Consider the following 22,058-nt stretch of genomic DNA (forward strand, 5'->3'; position numbering starts at 1 on the left):
CTTGGGTCTGACCCGGCCACCAACTCCCGTCCGTGATCTGCAGTCTAATCTAGCGAGGAGCGAGCGTCTGCCCTTCTCGCCTCTTAGGCGTCCGCCAAGGCCCGCTTCGCGTCTGCCTCCAGCGACCGCCCAGCGAGCAGGAACATCACCCCCGCCAACAGCGCCGTCACGACGATGACCAGCATCGAATAGCGCACGGCCACATCACCCAGCGTGGGGTGCAGCACGTCATTCAGATAGCCCACGACCAGGGGGCCGAGCGCCTGCCCAATCAGTGCCGCGCTGAACAGCAGGATGGAGGTTGCGACAGCGCGCATCCTCAGCTTCGCCACGCTCATGACCGCCGCGAACACCGGGCCCTGATGGATCAGCAGGAGGAAAGCCGAGGCCGCATAAGCCGCGAGCCAAACCGCCGTATCCTCGGCGAGCAGGAAGATCAGCTCAGCAGGCGCGGCAAGCAGACAGGTGATCGCTGGCAAGGTCATGCGCCAGTGGCTGGCCTTGCGGCTCAACCGGTCGATCAGCAGACCGCCCAGAACCACGCCGGCCACCCCGAACACACCCCGGATCGGACCGATGGTCGCAGCCACTTCCACCAATGTCAGCCCATGGACGCGCGTCAGGAATGTCGGCGTCCACACGCTTGCGGCAAAGACATTCAGCCCCATCAGCGTGGCGCCGATGACCAAAAAGACATAGGCACGCTGCTTGGCGAGAAAGCCCATGCTCGCCTTGAAGCTTTCCCGCGCTGCACGCTCGATGCGCTTGGCTTCGGACGCCCCCCGCTCGGGCTCCTTGACGGTGAGGAAGAACAGCAACGCCAGGAATACGCCCGGCATACCGGCCACGACGAACATCGCGCGCCAGCCATGTTCATGGCCCACCCAGCCGACGATAGGGAAGAAGAGGATCGATGAGATCGAGACGGCCGTGCCGAAGATCGAGAAGGCCAGCGGGCGGCGCTCCGCGCGGAACAGGTCGGATATGATCGAATTGGACGGCGCAATGCCGCACGCCTCGCCCGCCCCCATGAGGAAGCGCGCGATGGCCAGTTGCCAGATGTTCGCCACCCAGCCGGTCACCATCGTCATCAGGCTCCAGAAGGCGAAGCCGACGGCAATGATATTGCGCCGGTTGTAGCGATCCGCCGCCCAGGCGATGGGCACGCCGAGGATGGAATAGAACAGCAGAAAGGCGAGCCCGGACACCAGCCCGAGAGCGGTGTCCGAGACATGCATCTCCGACTTGATGGAGGGCAACGCCAGCCCCAGGAGGGAGCGATCGAGATAATTGAAGGCCGAAACCAGTGTGAGGAACCCGAGGCCGTAGACGGCGCTGAAGTTCCAATCCTTCACGCCCCCCTCAGGGCCAGAGCCAGTCGGGGGCGCCGTCGTTTCGGCCATCGCATCTCTCCCAGTTTATAGTCACCCGGTTATGGTCGCCCGCTTTTATAGTCGCGAAGCGCGCGTTTCCTTCGCGGTTATGAATTCGATCAGCGCCGGTTGCCCCGCCTCGATCGCAGCCAGCGCGCGATGAATGGCCGGGACGATCTCTTCCGGACGCGTGACGCGCTCGCCATGGCCGCCGAGCGCCTTGGCGAAATCGGCATAATGGCCGGAAATGTCCGTCGCCCGGAAGCGCTCGGTCGCGACCGGCATCACCGGCAGTTCGATGGCCATCGCCTCATTGTTGAGCAGGATTGACAGGATCGGCAGGCGCTCGCGCACCGCCGTCTCGAAGTCCATGCCGGTAAAGCCGATGGCGGCATCACCCCACACATTGATGCACAGCTTGTCCGGGCAGGCGAGCTTGGCGCCCATGGCGAGGCCAAGGCCGTAGCCAAGCTGCGTGGACTTGCCCCAGCCGATATAGCTGAGCGGCGTGATCGACTTCCAGTAAGGCGTCAGCTGATCGCGCGGGCTGCCGGCATCATGGGTGATGATGGTATTAGCGACATCCACCGTCTTCTGAAGATCCCAGAGCACGCGGTAGGGGCTGATCGGCGCATCGTCGCTCTCGAGCAGCGGCAGCCAGTTCGCCAACCACTCCTTCTCGACCTTGGCGATTTCCGCGGCCACCGGCCCGGCGTCGCGTGGCGCTGACACCAGCGCGCGGCACGCCTCGAGCAGCATCCCGAGCGTCAGCTTGGCATCACCGGCCAGCGCCATCTCGCAGGGCACATTCTTGTTGAAGTCAGCCGGATCGAGCGTCGAATGGATGACCCGCTTGCCCTGCGGCATCTTCACGCCGAACGCCGTCTCGCTGAAGCTGCAGCCGATGCCGAAGATGAGGTCCGCCTCATCGAGGAAATGCCGCAATTGGCCCGAAATAGCCGCGCCGCCCGAACCGAGCGCCAGCGGGTGCGTCTCGTCGAACGCGCTCTTGCCCTCAAGGCTTGTGGAAACCGGGATGGCCAACAACTCGGCCAGCGCCTTCAGTTCCTCATAGGCCTCGGCCCAGTGCACGCCCTGCCCGGCGTAGATCACCGGGCGCTTGGCGGCGACCAGCGCCTCGGCTGCTCGCTTCACCGCGTCTGGCTCGGGCGCATAGCGGGTGGTGACAACCGGCTGATAGCTCTCGGGCGCGTCGATTTCTTCGCCCAGCACGTCCCAGGGCATCTCGACCAGCACAGGGCGCAGACGGCCATTGCGCAGCTGCGTGAAGGCGCGGCGCATGATGTTCTGCGTTTCTGCTGCAACCGTGATCGGCTCGGCATGCTTGGTCACATCCCGCATCGAGATGCTGGCATTGAAATTGTCCGGCACGAAGGCGATGCGGCGGGCATAGCCCTGCGGCAGCACCAACACGGGCACGGATTCGGAGTAAGCCTGTGCTACCCCGCCATAGGCATTTTCCGTCCCCGGCCCATGTTGCATGGCGAACACGCCCATGCGCTTGCCCCGCGTCAGGCGGGACAGCGCATCGGCCATGTGAACGCCCGTCCGCTCCTGGCGGACGATGACCGGGCGGATGCCGATTGCGGCGGCATCCTCCAGCACGGCGTTGCGCGGATAACCGAAAATGACGTCTACACCCTCACGCTTGAGGATGTTGGCGATGGCAGCACTGACTTTCATGGGGTAATTTCAATCCTTCCTGGGGCCTTTCGGGCCGATCGGCCTCTCGCCCATGACCGTCGTGCGAATGAGATGCCGACGTTCGTACTTGAAATCATGGACGCCACGATGAAGCAAGAAACGATTGTCCCAGACAATCAATGTGTCCTTCTTCCATTTCACGCGGCAATGATAATGCAGGTGCTGGGCAAGGCTCTGGAGATAGCCGAGCAGCGCCTGACTCTCCGCCTCCGTCCAGCCAACGAAGCGCTTGAAATAGGCTGTCGTCGCGAACAGGGCCTTGCGGCCAGTCACCGGGTGAACGCGCACCGCCGGGTGGATATTCTCCAGCTCATCTTCGCTGAAACCGTGCGATTCACGCAGGCGCAGGCGCTTCTCCGGCGGCAGCTTCTCGTTGCGCGCCCAGATTTCCTTGCCTGAGTAAACGACCTCGAGCCCGTCAAGCAGTTCCTTCATGGCATCGGAGAGATGCTCATAGACGAGATAGCCGTTCGAGAAGGCGGTATCGCCACCGAACTTGGGCACTTCCAGCGCGCGCATCACCACGCAGAGCGGCGGCTGCAGCAGGAACGGGCTGTCCGTGTGGAAATGCTCGAACGAGGGAACCACGTTCTCCGGCTCATGCGCTTCGCGGCGCACTTCCTGCATGTCCTGATGCTCGCCATAGGTCGGCGCCTGCGGCAGCTCGGTGATCGGGCCGAAGTAGCGGGTGAACGCCTTGTGCTGCTCGGGCGTGAGATCCTGATCGCGGAACACGATGACCAGAAAATGCTCGAACGCCTTCATGACTTCAGCGAGCGTCTCGTCATCCAGCGGCGCACGCAGGTCTACACCGCTGATCTCGCAGCCGCACGCGCCGGAGATCGGCTCGACGGTGATCCGCTTGAACTCGGGCATGGGCAAACCCGCCACGATCGTGCCGGCCGCTTGATCGGCGGCCTGCCCTTTGTGAGACACCTGGATGTTCATCTCGAAGCTCCTCTTCCAAGACCCCGGCGCAAGACCGGCCGGGGTCATCATCTATCAGAAATTGCGCTTGATGGTGACAGCCCATTCCCGCGGACGCGCCGGGCGCCCCTGGATGGACTGGGTCGATCCGCGATTGTCGAACAGGCCGTCATAATAGAGCCGGTCGGTGAGGTTGGTGACTTCCAGCGAGAGCTGCCAATCCTCGGCCACATCGCGATACGTGAGGCGCGCATTCACGATCGTACGCCCCTCCACCTGGTTGAACGGCGCGCGGTTGATCGCCGTCGAGAAATAGGGGCTCTGCGAATTCACGTCGATGCGCGGGGTTAGGGAGCCGGCATCACCCAGCTCGATCTTGTACTGCCCGCCGACGCTCCAGCGCCATTCCTGCACGAAGGGCGCGTCCATATCGAGCGTGATGCCAGCGCTCTGGCCGATGGCGGAAATCGACTTGTAGTCGAAGTCCAGATAGCCGAGCGAGGCATCGATCAGCAGGCCGCGAACCGGGCGCAGCGTCGCCTCGACCTCGAAGCCCTTCACATCCGCCTTGCCGGCGTTGAGCGGCAATGCGCAGGGCGCGGCCGGCACCGTCGGGCAGGTCGAGACGCTGACCAGAATGTCGTTATACTTGTTGAGGAAGCCGGAGACATTCAGGCGCAGCAGCCGGTCGAACAGGTCGCTCTTGAAGCCGACCTCATAGGCGGTCAGCGTCTCGGGATCGTGCGTCAGCGCCTGCGCCGGGAAGAACGGCCGCGGGTTGGCGCCGCCACTCTTGAAGCCCGTCGCGATCTGCGCATAGGTCATGAAGTCGGGCGTCCAGCGATACTGGATGACACCGCGATAATCGAGACGATCGCCCTTGAACGTCCGCACCAGCCCATCGAGCGGGGCAAGCGACGGCGGCGCATTGCCGCCGTAGATGTTCCCCGGATTGCCCTTGCGCGCATATTGGAAGCTCTTGGTAATGTCCGTATAGCGCAGGCCGCCGATCAGCGTCAGCTTCTCGGTCAGATGCAGTTCGGCATTGGCGAAGGCAGCGATGGTCTGGGATTCGACATGGTCGTTCTGGCGGAATTCCAGCGTGGGAAGCTGGACACGCGAGCCGCCGTCGCTGGTGCCCTCGAAATAATAACCGCCCACCGTATAGTTCAGCAGCGTACCGATCGCACCGCTGGCGCGCAGTTCCTGGCTGAACTGATTGTGGTTCACGTCATTGGCCGTCAGCGCGATGTTGATCGGCGAGGACTCGGCCGATGTGAACACCGAATTGTAGCTGCGATAAGCCGTGATCGAGGTGATGCTCAGATCGCCGACATCGATGGTGATGTTGCCGGAAAGCCCCCAGGTATCGAGCGAGTTACGGGCGGGGGCTGCATAAGGCGCCGTGCCATCGCGCGGGGCATAGTTGAGATAATTCTCATAGCTCACGAACGGGCTGGTCGTGAACGTATCCTGCGCGAAATTGCCGTAAGGGGAATAGCTGATGAAGGGCGAGCCGGTGGCCGTACCATAGCGGACGCCGTCGATGACATAAGGGGCAGTCGCGCTCGACCCCGGCCCCGTCAGCGTGCCGACATAGAGCAGTGTGGAGGGCGCGGACTCGCTGTCATCACGGGTGATGTCGCCGATGATCGAAATGTCGACCGCGTCATTAGGCGTCCAGCGCAACGTACCGCGGCCGGCGACATAGGATTTGCCGCCCTCGGTGCCGAGCTTGCAATTGTCGGAAATCGCGAAGGTCCGCACCGGCGAAGTCGGGTGGGTGCAGCGGTAATCGTAGCGCGTGACGTAGCCGTCCTTCTTCACGCCAGCGCCGGAGACGCGCAGGAAGAGCTGATCGGGCACCACGGTCAGGTTCAGGCCGCCGCGCACCTCGGTGCGGTTGAAGCTACCGTAGGTTGCCTGGACATAGCCGCCGCCCGAGCCGTCCGGCTTCTTGGAATAGAGCTTGATCGCGCCGCCGATCGAGTTCTGCCCCGCAAGCGTACCCTGCGGCCCGCGCAGAATTTCCACCCGGTCGAGGTCCAGCAGATCGAGCATCGAGCCCTGCAGCGTCGAGTAATAGACGTCATCGACATAGAGGCCGACGCCCGGCTCCAGTGCGAACGTCGAATCCGACTGGCCGACGCCGCGAATGAACGCCTGGATCGATGGGCCGTAGGTGGCTGGCGCTTCGGCGAGATTGACGTTGGGTGCCTGTGCGGCAACCTGAGCGATGCTCGTTTGGCTGCGCGCTTCCAGCATGTCGCCGGAGACGGCAGTGATGGCGAGCGGCGCATCCTGCAGACGCTGCGAACGGAACTGTGCGGTCACCACGATGTCATCCGCATCGGCCTGCTGGGGAGCGCTTTGCTGGGGAACGGGGGCATCCTGCGCCATGGCGGGTGTCGCCAGGGTTGCGGCGCTTAGCGCCAGTGCGCTCGCGGCCTGCAACAAAAGATTGGCCTTATTCATCATCGCTCTCCTCCAATGTCAGAACGCCCGTGCCTCGGGCTGTTATCGGGCGGGACCATGGCGACGCTCGGCGTGCATGTCAAATTTATTCCATATTGCAGAAGTCTTGTTCCGTATATTGGAATTTTCGGCTTGACTTGTTGCCACACCGCCGTAGCTTCCGCCTCAGAAAAACGAGGAGGGATGAATGGCAGAGTTCGATCGACGGCAGCTTTTGGCGGGCGGACTCGCCGCCGGCGGCGCCATGAGCGCAATGACCGGCACCGCAGCGGCGCGCACGATGCGGCCGCCCCCAGCCGCCGCACCCGCGCGACGGATTGCCGTGGAGGAAGCTTGGACGATTGCCGAGCATCAGGACGCGCTGGCCGCCCTTGCCACCGGAACATGGCCCAATCTGGACGCGCAGCTGATTAACCCACTTGGTTCTCGCGGACCGGACCGCCTCACCCGCCGCTTGCGCGACGTGACGGAGCGGCTCGCGGAAATGGACCGCCTCGGCGTCGACATGCAGATCCTTTCGCTCACCTCGCCGGGCGTGCAGATGTTCCGCGCCGATCAGGCCGTCGCCATGGCCGAGCTTGCCAATGATCGCCTAGCCGAAGTGGTCCGCGCCCACCCGAAGCGCTTCGCCGGCCTTGCATCCTTCGCGCCGCAAGACCCGGCCCGGGCTGCCAAGGAAATGGAGCGCGCCGTCAATAAGCTGGGTTTCAGCGGCTTCATCGTGAACTCGCACACCGATAACGAGTATCTGGACGATCCCAAGTTCATGCCGATCCTGGAGGCCGCCGCCGCGCTCGACCGGCCAATTTACATCCATCCCCGCTGCCCGTCAGACGGCATGGCTGAGCCGTTCCGCGATCATCGCCTGCAATCGGCGATCTGGGGCTATGCTGCCGAAACGGGCACCCATGCCATGCGGCTGATCCTCAGCGGTGTGTTCGACAAGCTGCCCAACCTCAAGATCGTGATTGGCCATATGGGTGAAAACATCCCGTTTCACCTGTGGCGCACGGACCATTGGTTCGAGCGCCGGCGCGATGCCTATGGCAGCAAGCTCAAGCCCTCCGAAGTCATGAAGCGCAACGTGTACATCACCACCAGCGGCGTAGAGCATGGCCCGGCCTTGCGCTACGCGATCGACGTACTGGGTGTGGACCGCGTGCTCTGGGCGATCGACTATCCCTATGAGGAGATGGAGCCCTCCGTCACCTTCATCAACCACGCGCCGCTGGACGGAGAGGAACGCGAGGCGGTCTGCCATCGCAATGCCGCGCAGGTCTTCCACCTCCCGCCAGCCTGATCCCGCCTAACCCTGACGACCCGCCCCGGCCCCGGCAGAGCGGACGTCAGGCCTCGGCGGATGCGTGGCCGAAGGTAGCGCTGAGCGTGCGCGCCGCCGCCAAAACGTCGCTCGCCATGCGCTCGCGGTCCATCGTGCCGAAGCGCTTGGCCGGCATCGTAAGGCCGATCGACCCGATCACCGCATTGCCACTGCGGAAAACCGCCGCCGCGATGCCCGCGACATCGGCCTCCTGACTGTAGAAGATCGCGCAGCCCCGCTCCCGAATGGCGGCCAGTTCCTCCACCAGCACCTCGGGCGGCGGCGTTGGGGCGCCGGTCAAAGGCCCCACCGGGCTCTGCGCCAGCGCCGCCGCCAAATCCTCCGCCTCCAGATGGGCGAGAATGGCACGGCCTAGCGACCCCCAGGTCAGCGAAAGATCGGTATAGGGCTCCAGCACATGACGCAGCGTGTGCGGCGTGAGGATTCGCTCGGAGACGATGGCGCGGTGATGGGGGGCATCATAGGTGCAGAATACCGCCGTCTCCTGCCAGCCCGCCCACAGGGTGCGGAGGAACGGGCGCACCGCCGCGACATAATGGCTGCGGCTCAAGATGTTGGCGGACAGCCTGAACAGTTCGCGCCCGGCCCGATAGGATGTGCCGTCACCCCGCTCCACCAACCCGCCGCGGATCAGCATCTGCAACAGCCGATGCACGCTGCTCGCCGGCATTCCCGTGCCCGCGGCAAGATCCTTGAGCGCACAATCGCCGTCGCTTTCGCCGATCAGTTTGAGCAGGGCAATCATGCGGGCGCCAGAGCCGCGATCGGTGTTGGTCGATGGATCCATGAAAAAGAAGACGCTCCGCCCCACACCCCGCGCTGCCGGGGGAGCATCTTCTACGAAATCTTCAGCGCTGACGCCATTGCCGAGTTCTGCGGCGATCAGGCAACGGACCGCGCTGCCAGATGCGCAAGCGCAAGCGCGCCTGCTCGCTCGCCGAGCTGTAACGATCCGCCCGTGCCCAGCGCGGCCCAGGCGCGCGGATCGGCAGAGACAGCCCGCCCGGTGACGAACAGCCCGCTCAACTCGCGGGGGCGCAGTGCCGCGTCGATGAGCACGCTATCCTCCTTTAGGGGCGCATCCTCAGCGCCCAGCACATGCCCGCCCACGACATGGCGAAGGCGCGCGGCCTGCATGGCACCGGCGACGTCGATCAGAAAGCTCGCTTCCAGTCCAGGCAGGGTCCGCAGGAACGGCAGAATCTCGCGGATCAATGTCCGCGCCCGCGCCTCCTGCGCGCCTAGTTGCGCGACGCTGGTCGCCCCATCAACCTGCATGGAAGGCCCGCGCACATAGGCCACGCCCCTGTCCCGCCCCGCTGACGTCACCCCATAGAGCACAAGTCGGTCCGGCTGATCGGGCGATAGCAGGCCAGAGGCCTTCGCTTCGGCGAGGCGGGCAGGCCATGTCGCTTGTCCGGCCAGCACCGCATCGAACGCGACGCCGCCGATCCGGTAATTCATGGCGATGGTGGCGGGCTCGTCCAGCACGCGCATGGCAGCGCCCGCCCGCATCGCCAGTTCGCCATCGCCGGTGGCGTCGATGACCACGCCGGCCGGCACAGCGAAGCGCCCGGACTTGTTTTCGACCATCGCGCCCCGCACGACTCCCTTTTCCACAATGGGATCGGCCGCCCAGCTGGAGAGCAGCAGTTGCACCCCCGCCTCCTGCGCGAGATCGAGCAGCGCATATTTGAGCGCCTCGGCATCATGAACCAGACCATCGCCGAGAAGGTCCGGCCCGGCATCGCCGTTTCGCTCCAGCCGGCTGACCAACTCGGCCGCGATGCCCTGTTCTGCGAGCGTGAGGGCGATATCGAAGGACAAGGGGCCATTGCCGCCCAGTACGACGTTGCGCTCCACCAGCAGCGTGCGCGCCCCATCCCTCGCCGCCGCCACAGCCGCCGCCACGCCGGACAATCCGCCGCCGCACACCAGCACGTCGACCGCGCGATAGACCGGGGTTCGGCGGCCCGGCAGCATGATCTCACCGCGCGTCGCGCCAGCTGTGCGTTCCATGATCGTCGTGCTCATCCGCTTAATCCCGCACCATATTGTGGATCTTGGCTTTGCTGATATCGATCGCACCATCGGCCAGGTTCTGGCCCTGCGCGATCAGCAGCGCCTGCAATTCATCGATGGCGACCTCACGCAGCGCCACCCCGTCCCGGCAAGCCAGCGCAGCCGCCGTGCCCGCCGCCTGACCGAAGGCCATGCAGTCAGGGATCTGCCGACAGCGCGAATGGGCCTCATAGCTCATCGACACGGTCTTGCCGGCAACCAGAAGATTCTCGATGCCCTGCGGCATCAGGCAGCCTAAGGGCACGCCGAACACCGACGTGACCATCTTGGCGTTAGCCAGCCGCTCGCGAAAGGCCGCCGTCGTTTCGCTGCCATCCGAGGGGTGACGCACGAAGCCGAGCGTGTCCGGCAGACGGTGATAGCGCTTGAAGATGTCGTCCGCGTGGAAGAGGCCTTCCAATATGTCGTCGCGCGTGAGCGTGTAATCGCCCAAGATACGCCGGGAATCGCGCACCCCGATCATCGGCGCTGCCTTGATGAGATAGGCCTCCTCGAATCCCGGCACAGTGCGCAGGAACGGCATGAACGCGCGCACGCCCTGCCGGGCGCGGACCTCGGCATCGGTCAGCTCGTCGGCATCATAAGGGTCGCGGTGCAGCACACGGACGCCGTAGATGTAACCCATCTGCCCGGCCCGGGTGGAAGGCGCGATGCCGAAATTGGAAAAGTTGTCGAGATAGACGTCGTCCAGCAGAACGCCTGCAGCCTTGGCTGACTTCACCATCTCGGTGCGGCCCTTGCGATCCTGACTGTGGCGATAATCCACCCCGCCGATCTGGAAGAGCATGACCATCGGCTGCGGGTGATTATACTCTTGCATCGGCGCTCCGGCCCGGGCCGCAACGTCGGCATCGCCGGTCGCGTCAATCACCACGTCTGCCAGCACGGCCTGCCGCCCGGCCTTGTTCTCAATGACAACGCCGCGCACAGCGCCATCCTCGACGATCGCATCGGTGACCCAGGTCTGCGGCAGCACACGCACGCCGGCTTCCTCCACCAGTTCGGCGAGGACAAATTTGAGGATTTCGGGGTCGAACGGCACGGCGAAATGCCCGTCCTCCAGGTCCGGATCGGCGCCGCCATTGGCGCGTAGCCGCTCGATCACCTCTTTCATGATCCCGCCGGTGAAGAAGGCTTGATGATATTCCGTGACGAACGAGCGCGGCCCGGTGCCGCCCAAGGTTGTATCCCGCTCGATCATCAGAACGTCGGCGCCATTGCGGGCTGCGGCGACCGCTGCAGCGACGCCGCCGGCGCCTCCGCCGCAGACCAGTACTGCGGCCCGGTCAACCACCGGCAGCCCTTGCGGCTGCTCCTCGATCCAGTCCTGCTCGTCCACGGCTGTCATGTAATACCCCTCGGTCTCGGCTGAGGCGAACTATCTAACTATAATATTCTTTGCAAGACCAGATAGCGGCTTGCGACGCAAACCATATAACTATATTATTTTTAGATGGAGAAAAGATTCGGGGCTCCCACCGCACGGGAAACCATCACCGAGGCTGCACGGGAGATCCCGGTGGCACGGCGCACGCAGGTTCTGGTGGTCGGTGCCGGCGCGGGGGGATACCCAGCGGCGATCCGCGCCGCACGCAATGGCGCGGAAGTGCTGCTGATCGAGCGCAACGCCGTTGTCGGCGGCACCGGGCCGATGTCGTTCGTCACTGAATTCCTCAGTTGCGAGAATATCAGCGGCATTTTGCGCGAGATGCAGCAGCGCCTCGCCGCGCATGATGCTGCGGCAGAGACCTTCCTGCCGGAATATTTCAACCTCGCTTACGATCCCGAGATGCTCAAGCTGGTGGTGCTCGACATGCTGGTGGAAGCCGGCGTCGATCTCCTGCTCAACACCAATGTCGTCGACGCGATCCGTGAGGGGGATGCACTCAAGGGCGTCATCATCGAGAACAAATCCGGCCGGCAGGCCATTCTCGCCGATGTCATCATTGATGCCAGCGGCGATGCCGATGTCGCCGCGCGCGCCGGCGTCGCCATGCATCCGCGCGAAGACCCACAGCCCATGATGATGCTGTGCCGCATGGGCGGCGTCGACTGGGAGCGGATGCAGGCTCACGCCCGCGCGAACCCGGACGATTTCTCCAAGCTGTGGGGTACGCCCGCCAATCCACTCGATGGTGCCCAATATGTCCACCTGACCGGCTGGAAGTCGCTGGTGGCCCAGGGCAAGGAAGAAGGTGCCCTACCCGGCACATTCGGCCATCACATCTCGATCTTTGGTGCTACACCGGCCAATCTGCGCCATGGCATCGGCTATCTCTACGCCGTGCAGGTGCTCAATCGCGATCCCACCGACGCCGCCGACCTCACCGGCGCGGAGGTGGAAGGTCGCCGCCGCGCGCGGGATTTCCTGCCGTTCGTCAAGCGCATTCCCGGCATGGAAGATGCCTTCCTGATCGACATGGCACCGCAGATCGGCGTGCGGGACAGCCGCCGGATCGTCGGCGATTACACGCTCACCCGCGACGACATCTTCGACGGCGCCACCTTTGCCGATGAGATCGCGCTCAAGGTCTATCGCGGCCCGAATGTGAAAGGCTGGGTGCGCCACAAGCCCGATGGCAGCGAGGGCGGCAAGGGTCACGACCTCACCGAAATGCCGATCTCCGTCGTCGTGCTCGGCCTGCCCTACCGCTGCCTGCTCCCGCAAGGCATCGAGAACCTGCTGGTCGCGGGCAAGACCGTCTCATTCGATAATGAGGCCCATCAGCGCGTGCGGTTGATGCCCGAGTGCATCGCCATGGGTGAGGCCGCGGGTGTGGCCGCCGCCGTGGCAGTGCGAGACGGCGTTCCGCCGCGTCAGGTCGATACGGATACGGTGCGCGCACTGCTGAGCGAAGGCGGCATGAATCTGGACCGGAGCAAGGTCCGGGTGCAGCAGGTGCGGGAAACCCTGGCCAGTCGCGGCCTCAACGTCCTGATGGATTGAATTGTGTGCCCCGCGTCCACTGCCCAAGACAGGGGACGCGGGTGGACAAGCTTCGGTCACTCAACCCGAGGACCGATCAGTCCTCGCGGCGATACCCGCCCAGGCCGGGTTTGAAGGACTTTTCGTCCAGAAACTGCGTCATCCCCTTGCGGCGCCCACGCTCGGTATCCTGACCCGCCGCCGTCGCCGCCATCGCGCCGAGCATCGCCTCGGACGTGTCCCAATCCAGCCGCTCAACATATTTGAACGCGGACTTGGCGTGGCGCAGGATAGTCGGGTTCTTGGAGAGCAGCTTACGCGCCAGCGCCTCGGTTTCCGCCCGCAGATCGGCCAGCGGCACCGAGCGGTTGACCAGCCCCATCTCCGCTGCCTTGCGCCCATCGAACGGGTCACCGGTCATGATGTAATAGAGGCTGTCGCGATGGTTCATCACCTGTGCCACAGCGCGCGTGACGTTGCCGGCCGGGATGATCCCCCAGTTGATCTCGGACAGGCCAAAAGTCGCTTCGTCGGCCGCAATCGCCAGATCGCACGCCACCAGCGGCGTAAACGCTCCGCCGAAGCACCAGCCGTTGACCATGGCGATGGTCGCCTTGGGATAATGCGTCAGCCGCCGCCACATCCAGTCCGTCGCGGCGCGCCGGAAGCGGGACTGCACGATGGCGGATTCGCCCTCGGTCTCGCGAAAATATTCCTTGAGGTCCATGCCGGCGGAGAACGCTTCCCCCTCGCCGGTGAGCACGACCACACCCACATCATCCCGCACCTCCAGCTCATCGAGCACCTGCCACATCTCGCGGTTAATCGTGGGGTTCATCGCATTGCGCTTGGCGGGGCGGTTGAGCGACACCCAGGCGATGCCGTCATCCAGCGTGACCTTCACGGCCTCATAAGTGTGTTCACTTGTCATCGATGGATTGTCCTTTCGCTTCCATGGACACGACCAGACGGCTGAGCAGATCGAGCAATGTCTTGCGCTCTTGCTCCGCCAGCCCGGCCGTGAGTTGCTCTTCCAGCCGCCGCGCATCGGCATTGACGGCTTCAAACCGTGCCTGCCCCTCGGGCGTCAGGCTGATGAGCGAGATGCGGCGATTGAGTTCGCTCGTCTCGCTGGTGATGAGGTTCTTCTCGCGCAATTGAGCGAGTTGCTGGGTCGCGGCCTGTGGCGTCACGCGCTGAATCCGCGCAAGATCCGCCGCCGAGCAGGGCGCGAGGCGCTTGAGGAAAGAGAGGATCGTGAAATCGCTCGTCGTCAGCCCGTGCGCCCGCACCACATCGTCAAGTTCCAGCTTGCCCGCCGTGTAGCCGCGCTTGAGCAGATAGAGCAGCCGCTGCGGCCTGACTTCATCGGATCGAGACTGCCCGCTCATGCTCCCCCTCTCCCGCCGACCTCCGGCCGTTCAAATTGACAATTTACTTTATATAAAGCTTCTTGATAATTATCCCGCTGACTGTCAATCGGCTTCGCCTTCGCCACACCGCATGCAAAAGGGCGGCACCAACCGATGCCGCCCTGCACAAGATCATATGATGCGTGGCGCGCGGCGGCTCAGCCCCAGACGTCTTCCGCCACGCGCACGACCAGCTCCAGCTTGGCCTTCTCATGCTCGATGTCCATCATGTTGCCGCCGATGCCGCTGGAGAAGCCGCATTGCGGGGACAGAGCGAGCTGACTGATATCGGCATATTTCGCGGCATCCTCGATCCGCCGCTTGAGTTCGTCGGGGCTTTCCATCGTCCCGCGCTTGGTGGTGACGAGGCCCAGCACCACGGTCTTGCCCTTGGGCAGGAAGCGCAACGGCTCGAAGCCGCCGGCGCGGTCGGAATCATATTCCAGAAAATAGCCGTCGATGTTCATCTCGTTGAACATGACGTCCGCGACCGGATCATAGCCACCTTCGGCCACCCAGCGGCCCGCGAAGTTGCCCCGGCAGACATGCATGCAGACCGCCATGTCATCCGGCTTGGCGGCGATCGCCGCGTTGATCAGCTTGGCATAGACGTGCGGCAGCTCGTCCGGGTCCTCGCCGATGCTGGTCGGCACCTGCGCGCGCAGGGTTGGGTCGCAGAGATAAGCGAAGTTGGTCTCGTCGATCTGCAGATAGCGGCAGCCAGCGTCGATCAGATCGCCGATCTCCTCGGCATAGACTGCCGCCAGGTCCGCGTAGAATGCGTCCATCGTCGGATAGGCCTGCGTATCGATCGCATCGCGCCCGCCGCGAAAATGCATGATCGATGGCGAGGGAATGGTGATCTTGGGCGTTTCCTTCGTCACCGTCTTGAGGAACTTGAAGTCCTCGACGAAGATCGGCTTGGGGCGGCTGAGCTTGCCGGTGATGCGCACCGTATGCGGCTTGCTCTCGACCGTGCCCTGCTCGTTGCGGAAGGTGGTGCGGTGGCTGGATTGCCATGGCTCGACATTGGCGAAGCGGAGCAGGAAGTCGGTGTGCCAGCTGCCGCGATTATACTCGCCGTCGGTGATCGACTTGAGGCCGACGCCTTCCTGCAGCGCCACGACCTCGCGGATGGCGTCCTGCTGAACGGTCAGAAGCTCCTCCGCGCTGAGCTCGCCGGCGGCCTTCTTGTTCCGGGCTTCGATGAGATAGTCCGGGCGGATGAGGCTGCCCACATGGTCGGCTCGGAACGGCGCTGGCTTCATGCAAAACTCTCCCTTGGGCAACAACAGAATGCGGTTTTGATGATCGTCATTTGAGACAATCCCTGCCCTCCGCCAATAGCACGATTCCTTGCAGCAGCCACATTTTTCGTTATCAATGACAACAAAATTAGCTGCCACAGATAGGAGATTTCATGGTCAGTCCGGCGCAAAGCGTTTCTGCCCCTGCGGAGACGGCGGATATCGACGCCCCCATGATCGAGGCTTCGGCGGGCGAGATCTTCTTGCGGCGGCTGGCGGCCAACGGCATCGACTATCTGTTCGCCAATGGCGGCACGGACTTCGCGCCGGTGATCGAGGGCTTTGCCCATGCGCAGGTGGCGGACTTCAAGGTGCCCACGCCCATCCTCATCCCGCACGAGACAGCCGCGCTCGGCATGGCGCATGGCTATTATCTGGCGACCGGACGCCCGCAGGCGGTGATGGTCCACACCAATGTGGGCCTGGCCAATTGCGTGATGGGCGTCCTCAACGCGGCCTCCGACCAGGTGCCGATGATCCTCGCCAGCGGCATCACCCCGCATACGGAGCACGGGCCGCTCGGCCACCGCAACTCGCCGATCAACTGGGGCCAGAACATGCGCGACCAGACCGCGATGGTGCGCGAGCCGGTGAAGTGGGACGCCACCCTCTCCCGCCCCGAGCAGATCGCCCCGCTGGTCGACCGGGCGGTGGCCATCGCCACCTCCAGCCCGCGCGGCCCGGTGTATCTGGGCCTGCCGCGCGAGGCGCTGTGCGAAGTGACGACCTACCGCGACAGCAAGCCGCGCAATGCCGCCGCCCGCGCCGCGCCGCATCCGGAGGATCTGGCCGAGGCCGCGCGACTGCTCGATGCCGCGGAGCGCCCGCTGATCGTCGCCTTCCGGACGGGTGCGCGGGGTGGCGGGTTCGACGCGCTCACCGCCTTTGCGGAGCGCCACGCGATCCCCGTGGTCGAGTTCTGGCCCTCGCAGCTCTCCATCGACGGCGCCTCGCCCATGCATGGCGGGTTCGACCCCGGCGAGGACCTGGCGGCGGCGGACGTGGTGCTGGTGCTCGATGCCATCGTGCCCTGGCTGCCGCACCGCCACGGCTTTGCCGAGCAGGCGACGGTGATCCAGGCCGGGGCCGATCCGCACCAGCTGGAAGTGCCCCTACGCGGCTTTGCCACCGATCTGGCGCTGACCGGCGAATCCGCCCACATCATCGCCGCGCTGGACGAGGCGATGCAGGCCATGACGCCCCCTCCAACATTGGCGCGGGACCGCTCCGCCCGCTTCGCCCGGCTGGCCGAGCGCCACGCCGCGCGGCGCGCGCAGCTGGACAGCGCGGTGCGCGCCGGGCCGCCCATGTCCGCCGCCTTCGTCACCCGCGCCATCGTGGAGTTGATCGGCGCGGAGGGTTGCATCGTCAGCGAGCTGGGCGCCAAGCCGGAATTCGTGACCGGGCTACGCGGCGACCAGTTCTTCCAGAACCCGATTTCCGGCGGGCTCGGCTGGGGGCTCCCCGCCGCGCTGGGCGTGCAGCTGGCGGACCGCGAGCGGCTCGTCGTCGCGACGGTGGGCGATGGCAGCTACATGTTCGCCAATCCGGTCGCCTGCCACCAGATCGCCGAGGCGCACGGCCTGCCGCTGCTCACCATCGTCTATAATAACGGCATCTGGGGCGCGGTGCGCGGATCGACCCTGGGCATCTACCCCCAGGGCCACGCGGCGCGCGCCAATGTGATGCCGATCACATCGCTCGAGCCGCTGCCCGACTTCTGCAAGATCGCGCAGGCCTCACGCGCCTGGACCGCGCGCGTGGCCGATCCGGCCGCGCTGGCCGACACGCTGCGCGAGGCGGCGCGGGTGATCCGGGAGGAGAAGCGGCAGGTGTTGGTGGAGGTGAAGGTGGGGCGTTAGAACCAGCGTGATCCAACTTCTTGGAAAAATGACTTAAGGTTTCCGTGGGTCTCTTCGACGCCAGAAACTGTTCCTCCAAATAGCCCGGCCTTCAACTCCGGCGAATCACTCGTCAATGATTCCATATGCGCCATCCTATCCTCGAGAGTAGTGCGCTCGCGCTGCCAAATGAACTTCCCTGAAGGAACCCAAAACCAAAGTCCTTTTTCTTTCATGGCCGGTAGGCGGTGGTAACCCGCCTCGGCCGCAATTAAGAATTCTGCATCATCCCAAGCACGTTCGGCCTCATCTTTACTTATCACGACATCCTTAGATTCGGTTATGAATATCTCCGAAAAAAAGTGGCTGTGCGGTGTATAATGCCGCTCCAGGCCCTTAAGTATTTTCCATTCAATGCCGGGCAGCGAAGACAAGGGCAACATCGAGACTGCTAACTGCTTTTTTTCTGATCTACTCCAAAGTGCAAGATGCATCAAACGACCAACACGACCAAAGTCTTCCCGAAGAAGAGCTGCCGAAACAGCCCAATGGAAGCACATCGACGCGGCAAGAATTCGTAGATTTATTACCCAGGCGTACCCAGACCCATTCATATCAGGAAAAGTTATGGCCGTGATGGCACGCAATGTAGATTGGAACGACTGATCAGTCCCCCACCGCACACTCACCAGAACCAATTTACGAATAACTTCCGAACGGGCAACAATATTTCTTATAAGTTCATTTATACTGTCATCATTCGGACTTCCGTTAAAGTATTCGGGTCCGTTTAAGTACTCTGAAAATCGATACACTTCGGTGGCAAGAAGATCGGACCATTCAGCAGCAAACCTGTCATCCCGACACAGCCGCTTTCCTTCTGCAACGGTAAGCGCAATAGATTCTGGGTGAGCTCTATTCAGTGCGGACAGGGCCTCGACCTTCCCTAGAAGCTGCCCAAAAAAAGTATCTGCGTCTGCTATTCGAACAAGCTTCCCGCCACGGTGTTCCAGCAGATCGCCCCCGAGAGTGGATAGGTCCCCTCTTGCCGACCAATAGAATGGATAACGCCTGCTAGGAGCACGCGTGATCGCCGACCTTAAAGCAGTGTCCCAGTCGCCGGACCAACCCGCGATCAAAAGCCCGTACTCATCCAGAACCCGATCAAGGAGATTATCCAGCTTAGCTGAGTAAGCTACTAACTCGTCCTCGGTATTTTTTATGCGAGCATCCAGATAGTCGCCATGTAATTTTATCACTGTGCACCGAGAGTGGACTAGCGGCACTGCTCCCTCAATGGCGTCGTCGGAAGCAATGACAGTCGGTTCAACGCCGGCGTCCCGCAAGGCGTTTTCTAGTAGGCGGTCAAAGTTAGTTGTAAGGATGACGCGTATAGCGCCCAGCGCGACTAAACGTGCAATCGCTTGATGAGCTCTTGTGGGCTGGCGGAGTTCGCCATCTACATGAGACTCTACATAACCATGAATGATTGACCTGCGCTCGGCAGGGGTAGCAGCGACCACGTCTAAGATTTCGGAGTAGCTGGGCGATTTACCATATCGCTCCTGATACCAAGTTGCCCAGTCGGCTTCGTCAACTATCCCCTGCACGCCCGCCAAACGCTTTATAAGGTCGAGTGTGATTTCCCAGCCGGTCGGTACGCCCGCTGAACGAGATATGCCGCTGCCGATCAGTAGTGCCTGCACTCCGGGAGAGTGATGAAGGGTGAGAGCGAGTGAATCTATCGGCTCAATTTCGATCATGGCTGTCGTCCATGCTAAATGTTGCGTAGCGAATTTGAAGAGCCTTGTTGCGGTGTGCCGCCACAGATTGATTCACTGACTGATTGTCAGCTTGTCCTCGGACCTCCCGTATCGCGCTCTGCCTTGTTAAGAAAGAGCAGCATGTCTCTCGGGCGAGCCTTGCCGCCGCGGTGCTTGAGGAAATCGGAGGCTGTCTCGACCACGCCGATCTTCTGCACGATGGCGACCGAAATCCACTGGTTGAGCGACATACCGTCTTCCTTGGCGAGGCGCGCTGCGGCGGCCTTCATTGAGGCGGGCAACCTGAGCGTGTAGGATGCCTTGCTCATGATCTTAGTTCCTCCGCCACGTTTGCGAACCGCAACACGGGAAGGACAACCACTCCCCGCCATTCGCAAAATGGCGCAGCTTTTAGTTGAAGTCGAGACAGAACGGCGCTGTGCCGGAGGTGTCTCGACTACGCTCGACACGAACGGGGGCGGGCTCAGGCGCGCGGGCTTTAGCCCCCTCACCCCGCCGGCCGGCTCACCACCTGCAGTTCCTGATAGGCCCGTATCCCCAGCACGCCATGCTCGCGGCCGTAGCCGGAGTCCTTCATGCCGCCGAAGGGCACGTCTGACTCGTTGAGGCCGTGGCGGTTGATCCAGACGGTGCCGGCCATCAGCTGCCCGGCGACGGCGCGGGCGCGGGTTTCGTCCGTGCTCCAGACGGAGGCGCCGAGACCGAAGCGGGTGGCGTTGGCGCGTTGTACGGCTTCATCCTCGCTGGTGAAGCTGAGCACGGGCATGACCGGGCCGAACTGCTCCTCGCAGACCAGGGGCACGCTCTCATCCAGCCCGGCGATGATGGTCGGCTCGATGAAATAGCCCCCCTCGCCGTGCGCGCCGCCCCGCGCCCCTCTGCTAGCGCTCCCGCCCGTCAACAGCTGCGCGCCGGGACGGGCGACGGCGTCTTCCAGATAGGCCTTCACCTTCTCATATTGCGGCAGGTTCTGGATGGGCCCCATGTCCATGCCGGGGGTGCTGCCGGGGCCGACCTTGAGCGCGCGCACTTTCTCGACCAGCTTTTCCAGAAAGGCATCGCGCACGGGCTCGGCCACATAGACGCGCTTGATGGCCATGCAGATCTGCCCGCAATTGTAGAAGCCGCTGCGGGCGATGCCGGCGGCGGCCTTGTCCAGATCCGCATCGGCCAGCACCAGCGTCGCATCATTGCCGCCCAGCTCCAGCGTGATGCGCTTGAGCGTGGCGGCAGCGCTGGCCATCACCTTCTTGCCGGTGGCGACCGAGCCGGTGAAGCTGATCTTGTCGATCCCCTCATGCGCGGTCATCCAGGCGCCCAGATCATTGCCGCCGGCGAGGACGTTCATCACGCCGGCGGGCAGCACATCCGCCGCGAGCGCGCCCACCGCCAGCGTGGTGAGCGGCGTGTAGGGCGAGGGCTTCAGGATCAGCGTGTTGCCGGTGTAGAGCGCCTGCGCGACCTTGTGCATGGCGAGCGCGATGGGGAAGTTCCACGGCGCGATGGCGCCGACGACGCCCAGGGGATGGTAGCGCAGCTCCACCTTGCCGCGCGCATCATCGCGCAGCACCTCATCGCCGATCTCCAGCGCGGCGAGCTGCTTCATGTGATGCGCGGCGACGGTCAGCTCCATGCGCGCCTGCTCGATGGGCTTGCCATGCTCGCGGGTGAGCAAGGGGGCGAGGCGATCGGCGGCGGCGGCGATGCTGTCGGCGAGAGCGTGGATGCGCGCGCGGCGATCCTCCGGGGTGCGCGCGGCCCAGGCCGGGAAGGCCGCGCGGGCGGCGGCGACGGCAGCATCGAGATCGGCCTGCGAGGCATCCGGGCAGAGCGCGAAGGGGCGGCCGGTGGCGGGATCGATCACCGCGAAGCTGCGCCCCCCGTCCTCGAAAGCGCCCTGCACGAGCTTGCCGCCGATGAGATGCGCATCCGCCCCCGCCACGCTCGCCGGCCGCTCCAGCACTGTTCCCTCGCCCATCCATCGTCTCCTGACTCGTTTGCGCAGGAGCATGGATATTGTTGTTTGAATCTACAACCCCGAAATCGTGCTCGCCGAAATCGTGCGGGGCGCGCTCAGGGGTTTTCGGCGAGGTAGCGGCCGAGCATGTCGTGCAGCTTCTGGGCGAAGGCGCGGTCCAGCATCATGGCGCCATCGCTGCGGGTCTCCGGCGCGGGGGCGCTCTCGATACGGGGCACCTTGCCCAGCGCATCGACATCCTCCACCACCCCGCTCACGCGCTTGAGCTGCTGATCCAGCTGGCCGAGAAACGCCAGAAAATCATCGCTTTGCTTGCGGGTGAAGGGCATCTGGAGCACCTCGTTGAGGCGCAGCGCAAGGGCATAGGTCTGCTCGTGCACGGTCTTGCCATGATCGGTGAGCTGGAGCAGCACCGAGCGGCTGTCCGACGGATTGGCCTGCTTCTCGATGATCCCGCGCTCGACCAGCGAGGAGACGACGCGGCTGGCATAGCTCTTCTCCAGATGCGCATCCGCCGCGACCTGCTTGAACGAGACCGACCCGTAACTGGCGGTGATGCCGATCACGCGGCATTCCGGCAGCGAAAGCCCCAGGTGCCGGCGATAATATTCCTCGGAAATCCCTTCGGAAAAGCGCGCCACCATATGGAGGCGGAAGGTCATCAGGTTGCGGAAGCTCGGCCGATCCACCGATGCGCCGGCCTTCTTTCTGGCCACAGAACAGGTCCCCCTTGGTTTCGAACGGACCGGTATAAGGGATGGCGCTGCCCGCGCACAACAAAAAGGCCTGCGCGGCAAACACGGGCTTGACGCACTTTGTTGTCTATGACAACGATTTGGCAAAGACGACATGAGTCCGCGGGCGCGCCCCACGGATTCCCGGCAGA

17 protein-coding genes are annotated in these 22,058 nt (G+C 63.7%); 3 read left to right on the plus strand and 14 right to left on the minus strand.

What is annotated here, in order from left to right:
- Positions 1–83 precede the first annotated feature (83 nt).
- From M2333_RS09105 to M2333_RS09120, 4 genes are read right to left on the minus strand one after another with little or no spacing between them, the layout of a single operon-like run.
- Complete coding sequence (locus M2333_RS09105) at positions 84–1,403, minus strand: spinster family MFS transporter (protein ID WP_264611531.1); 1,320 nt, start codon at positions 1,401–1,403, stop codon at positions 84–86.
- Between the two features lie 45 nt (positions 1,404–1,448).
- Positions 1,449–3,077, minus strand: coding sequence for a thiamine pyrophosphate-requiring protein (locus tag M2333_RS09110; protein ID WP_264611532.1), 1,629 nt, complete (start codon positions 3,075–3,077; stop codon positions 1,449–1,451).
- Between the two features lie 9 nt (positions 3,078–3,086).
- A complete protein-coding gene (locus M2333_RS09115; RefSeq protein WP_264611533.1) occupies positions 3,087–4,046 on the minus strand; it encodes a TauD/TfdA dioxygenase family protein in 960 nt (319 codons plus the stop codon).
- Between the two features lie 54 nt (positions 4,047–4,100).
- Entirely contained in the window at positions 4,101–6,500 is a 2,400-nt protein-coding gene (locus M2333_RS09120) for a TonB-dependent receptor (protein ID WP_264611534.1), read from the minus strand.
- 187 nt (positions 6,501–6,687) lie between these two features.
- On the opposite strand from M2333_RS09120, the gene M2333_RS09125 reads away from it, so the two are divergent.
- Complete coding sequence (locus M2333_RS09125) at positions 6,688–7,800, plus strand: amidohydrolase family protein (RefSeq protein ID WP_264611535.1); 1,113 nt, start codon at positions 6,688–6,690, stop codon at positions 7,798–7,800.
- Between the two features lie 46 nt (positions 7,801–7,846).
- On the opposite strand, the gene M2333_RS09130 is transcribed toward M2333_RS09125, so the two are convergent.
- The 3 genes from M2333_RS09130 to M2333_RS09140 all read right to left on the minus strand — a co-directional run bounded on the left by M2333_RS09130 (position 7,847) and on the right by M2333_RS09140 (position 11,272).
- Entirely contained in the window at positions 7,847–8,629 is a 783-nt protein-coding gene (locus M2333_RS09130; protein ID WP_264611536.1) for an IclR family transcriptional regulator, read from the minus strand.
- A gap of 95 nt (positions 8,630–8,724) precedes the next feature.
- Positions 8,725–9,876, minus strand: coding sequence for an FAD-dependent oxidoreductase (locus tag M2333_RS09135; protein WP_264611537.1), 1,152 nt, complete (start codon positions 9,874–9,876; stop codon positions 8,725–8,727).
- Positions 9,877–9,880: 4 nt separating this feature from the next.
- Complete coding sequence (locus M2333_RS09140; RefSeq protein WP_264611538.1) at positions 9,881–11,272, minus strand: FAD-dependent oxidoreductase; 1,392 nt, start codon at positions 11,270–11,272, stop codon at positions 9,881–9,883.
- A 105-nt stretch (positions 11,273–11,377) separates the two neighbouring features.
- Between M2333_RS09140 and M2333_RS09145 the strand changes: the two genes are divergently transcribed.
- Positions 11,378–12,871, plus strand: a complete 1,494-nt coding sequence (locus M2333_RS09145; protein WP_264611539.1) for an FAD-dependent oxidoreductase — start codon at positions 11,378–11,380, stop codon at positions 12,869–12,871.
- A 76-nt stretch (positions 12,872–12,947) separates the two neighbouring features.
- Here M2333_RS09145 and M2333_RS09150 read toward each other — a convergent pair whose 3' ends face one another.
- The 3 genes from M2333_RS09150 to M2333_RS09160 all read right to left on the minus strand — a co-directional run bounded on the left by M2333_RS09150 (position 12,948) and on the right by M2333_RS09160 (position 15,530).
- Positions 12,948–13,781 (minus strand): p-hydroxycinnamoyl CoA hydratase/lyase, encoded by an 834-nt coding sequence (locus M2333_RS09150; RefSeq protein ID WP_181558970.1) that lies wholly within the window; start codon positions 13,779–13,781, stop codon positions 12,948–12,950.
- Positions 13,771–14,241 (minus strand): MarR family winged helix-turn-helix transcriptional regulator, encoded by a 471-nt coding sequence (locus M2333_RS09155; protein WP_264611540.1) that lies wholly within the window; start codon positions 14,239–14,241, stop codon positions 13,771–13,773. The genes M2333_RS09150 and M2333_RS09155 overlap by 11 nt, the downstream gene beginning before the upstream one ends.
- Before the next feature lie 179 nt (positions 14,242–14,420).
- Positions 14,421–15,530 (minus strand): 5-methyltetrahydropteroyltriglutamate--homocysteine S-methyltransferase, encoded by a 1,110-nt coding sequence (locus M2333_RS09160; RefSeq protein WP_264611541.1) that lies wholly within the window; start codon positions 15,528–15,530, stop codon positions 14,421–14,423.
- 152 nt (positions 15,531–15,682) lie between these two features.
- Between M2333_RS09160 and M2333_RS09165 the strand changes: the two genes are divergently transcribed.
- Positions 15,683–17,431 (plus strand): thiamine pyrophosphate-requiring protein, encoded by a 1,749-nt coding sequence (locus M2333_RS09165; RefSeq protein WP_264611542.1) that lies wholly within the window; start codon positions 15,683–15,685, stop codon positions 17,429–17,431.
- Here M2333_RS09165 and M2333_RS09170 read toward each other — a convergent pair.
- From M2333_RS09170 to M2333_RS09185, 4 genes are all read right to left on the minus strand, one after another.
- The gene (locus M2333_RS09170) at positions 17,428–19,173 is read right to left on the minus strand and encodes an SIR2 family protein (RefSeq protein ID WP_264611543.1); all 1,746 of its coding nucleotides are present in this window, start codon (positions 19,171–19,173) and stop codon (positions 17,428–17,430) included. The genes M2333_RS09165 and M2333_RS09170 overlap by 4 nt on opposite strands.
- A gap of 86 nt (positions 19,174–19,259) precedes the next feature.
- Positions 19,260–19,502, minus strand: coding sequence for a type II toxin-antitoxin system HicB family antitoxin (locus M2333_RS09175; protein ID WP_264611544.1), 243 nt, complete (start codon positions 19,500–19,502; stop codon positions 19,260–19,262).
- Between the two features lie 179 nt (positions 19,503–19,681).
- Positions 19,682–21,172, minus strand: a complete 1,491-nt coding sequence (locus M2333_RS09180) for an aldehyde dehydrogenase family protein (RefSeq protein ID WP_264611545.1) — start codon at positions 21,170–21,172, stop codon at positions 19,682–19,684.
- A gap of 95 nt (positions 21,173–21,267) precedes the next feature.
- Positions 21,268–21,888 (minus strand): MarR family winged helix-turn-helix transcriptional regulator, encoded by a 621-nt coding sequence (locus tag M2333_RS09185; RefSeq protein WP_181558965.1) that lies wholly within the window; start codon positions 21,886–21,888, stop codon positions 21,268–21,270.
- Positions 21,889–22,058: the final 170 nt, after the last annotated feature.

Source organism: Sphingobium sp. B11D3B (genome assembly GCF_025961735.1).
In the GTDB taxonomy this organism is placed as follows: domain Bacteria; phylum Pseudomonadota; class Alphaproteobacteria; order Sphingomonadales; family Sphingomonadaceae; genus Sphingobium.

Bases quoted from the DNA above. Each gene is read 5' to 3' on its own strand.
- M2333_RS09105 (WP_264611531.1), bottom strand. From the start codon at position 1,403: ATGGCCGAAACGACGGCGCCCCCGACTGGCTCTGGCCCTGAGGGGGGC.
- M2333_RS09110 (WP_264611532.1), bottom strand. From the start codon at position 3,077: ATGAAAGTCAGTGCTGCCATCGCCAACATCCTCAAGCGTGAGGGTGTA.
- M2333_RS09115 (WP_264611533.1), bottom strand. From the start codon at position 4,046: ATGAACATCCAGGTGTCTCACAAAGGGCAGGCCGCCGATCAAGCGGCC.
- M2333_RS09120 (WP_264611534.1), bottom strand. From the start codon at position 6,500: ATGAATAAGGCCAATCTTTTGTTGCAGGCCGCGAGCGCACTGGCGCTA.
- M2333_RS09125 (WP_264611535.1), top strand. From the start codon at position 6,688: ATGGCAGAGTTCGATCGACGGCAGCTTTTGGCGGGCGGACTCGCCGCC.
- M2333_RS09130 (WP_264611536.1), bottom strand. From the start codon at position 8,629: ATGGATCCATCGACCAACACCGATCGCGGCTCTGGCGCCCGCATGATT.
- M2333_RS09135 (WP_264611537.1), bottom strand. From the start codon at position 9,876: ATGAGCACGACGATCATGGAACGCACAGCTGGCGCGACGCGCGGTGAG.
- M2333_RS09140 (WP_264611538.1), bottom strand. From the start codon at position 11,272: ATGACAGCCGTGGACGAGCAGGACTGGATCGAGGAGCAGCCGCAAGGG.
- M2333_RS09145 (WP_264611539.1), top strand. From the start codon at position 11,378: ATGGAGAAAAGATTCGGGGCTCCCACCGCACGGGAAACCATCACCGAG.
- M2333_RS09150 (WP_181558970.1), bottom strand. From the start codon at position 13,781: ATGACAAGTGAACACACTTATGAGGCCGTGAAGGTCACGCTGGATGAC.
- M2333_RS09155 (WP_264611540.1), bottom strand. From the start codon at position 14,241: ATGAGCGGGCAGTCTCGATCCGATGAAGTCAGGCCGCAGCGGCTGCTC.
- M2333_RS09160 (WP_264611541.1), bottom strand. From the start codon at position 15,530: ATGAAGCCAGCGCCGTTCCGAGCCGACCATGTGGGCAGCCTCATCCGC.
- M2333_RS09165 (WP_264611542.1), top strand. From the start codon at position 15,683: ATGGTCAGTCCGGCGCAAAGCGTTTCTGCCCCTGCGGAGACGGCGGAT.
- M2333_RS09170 (WP_264611543.1), bottom strand. From the start codon at position 19,173: ATGATCGAAATTGAGCCGATAGATTCACTCGCTCTCACCCTTCATCAC.
- M2333_RS09175 (WP_264611544.1), bottom strand. From the start codon at position 19,502: ATGAGCAAGGCATCCTACACGCTCAGGTTGCCCGCCTCAATGAAGGCC.
- M2333_RS09180 (WP_264611545.1), bottom strand. From the start codon at position 21,172: ATGGGCGAGGGAACAGTGCTGGAGCGGCCGGCGAGCGTGGCGGGGGCG.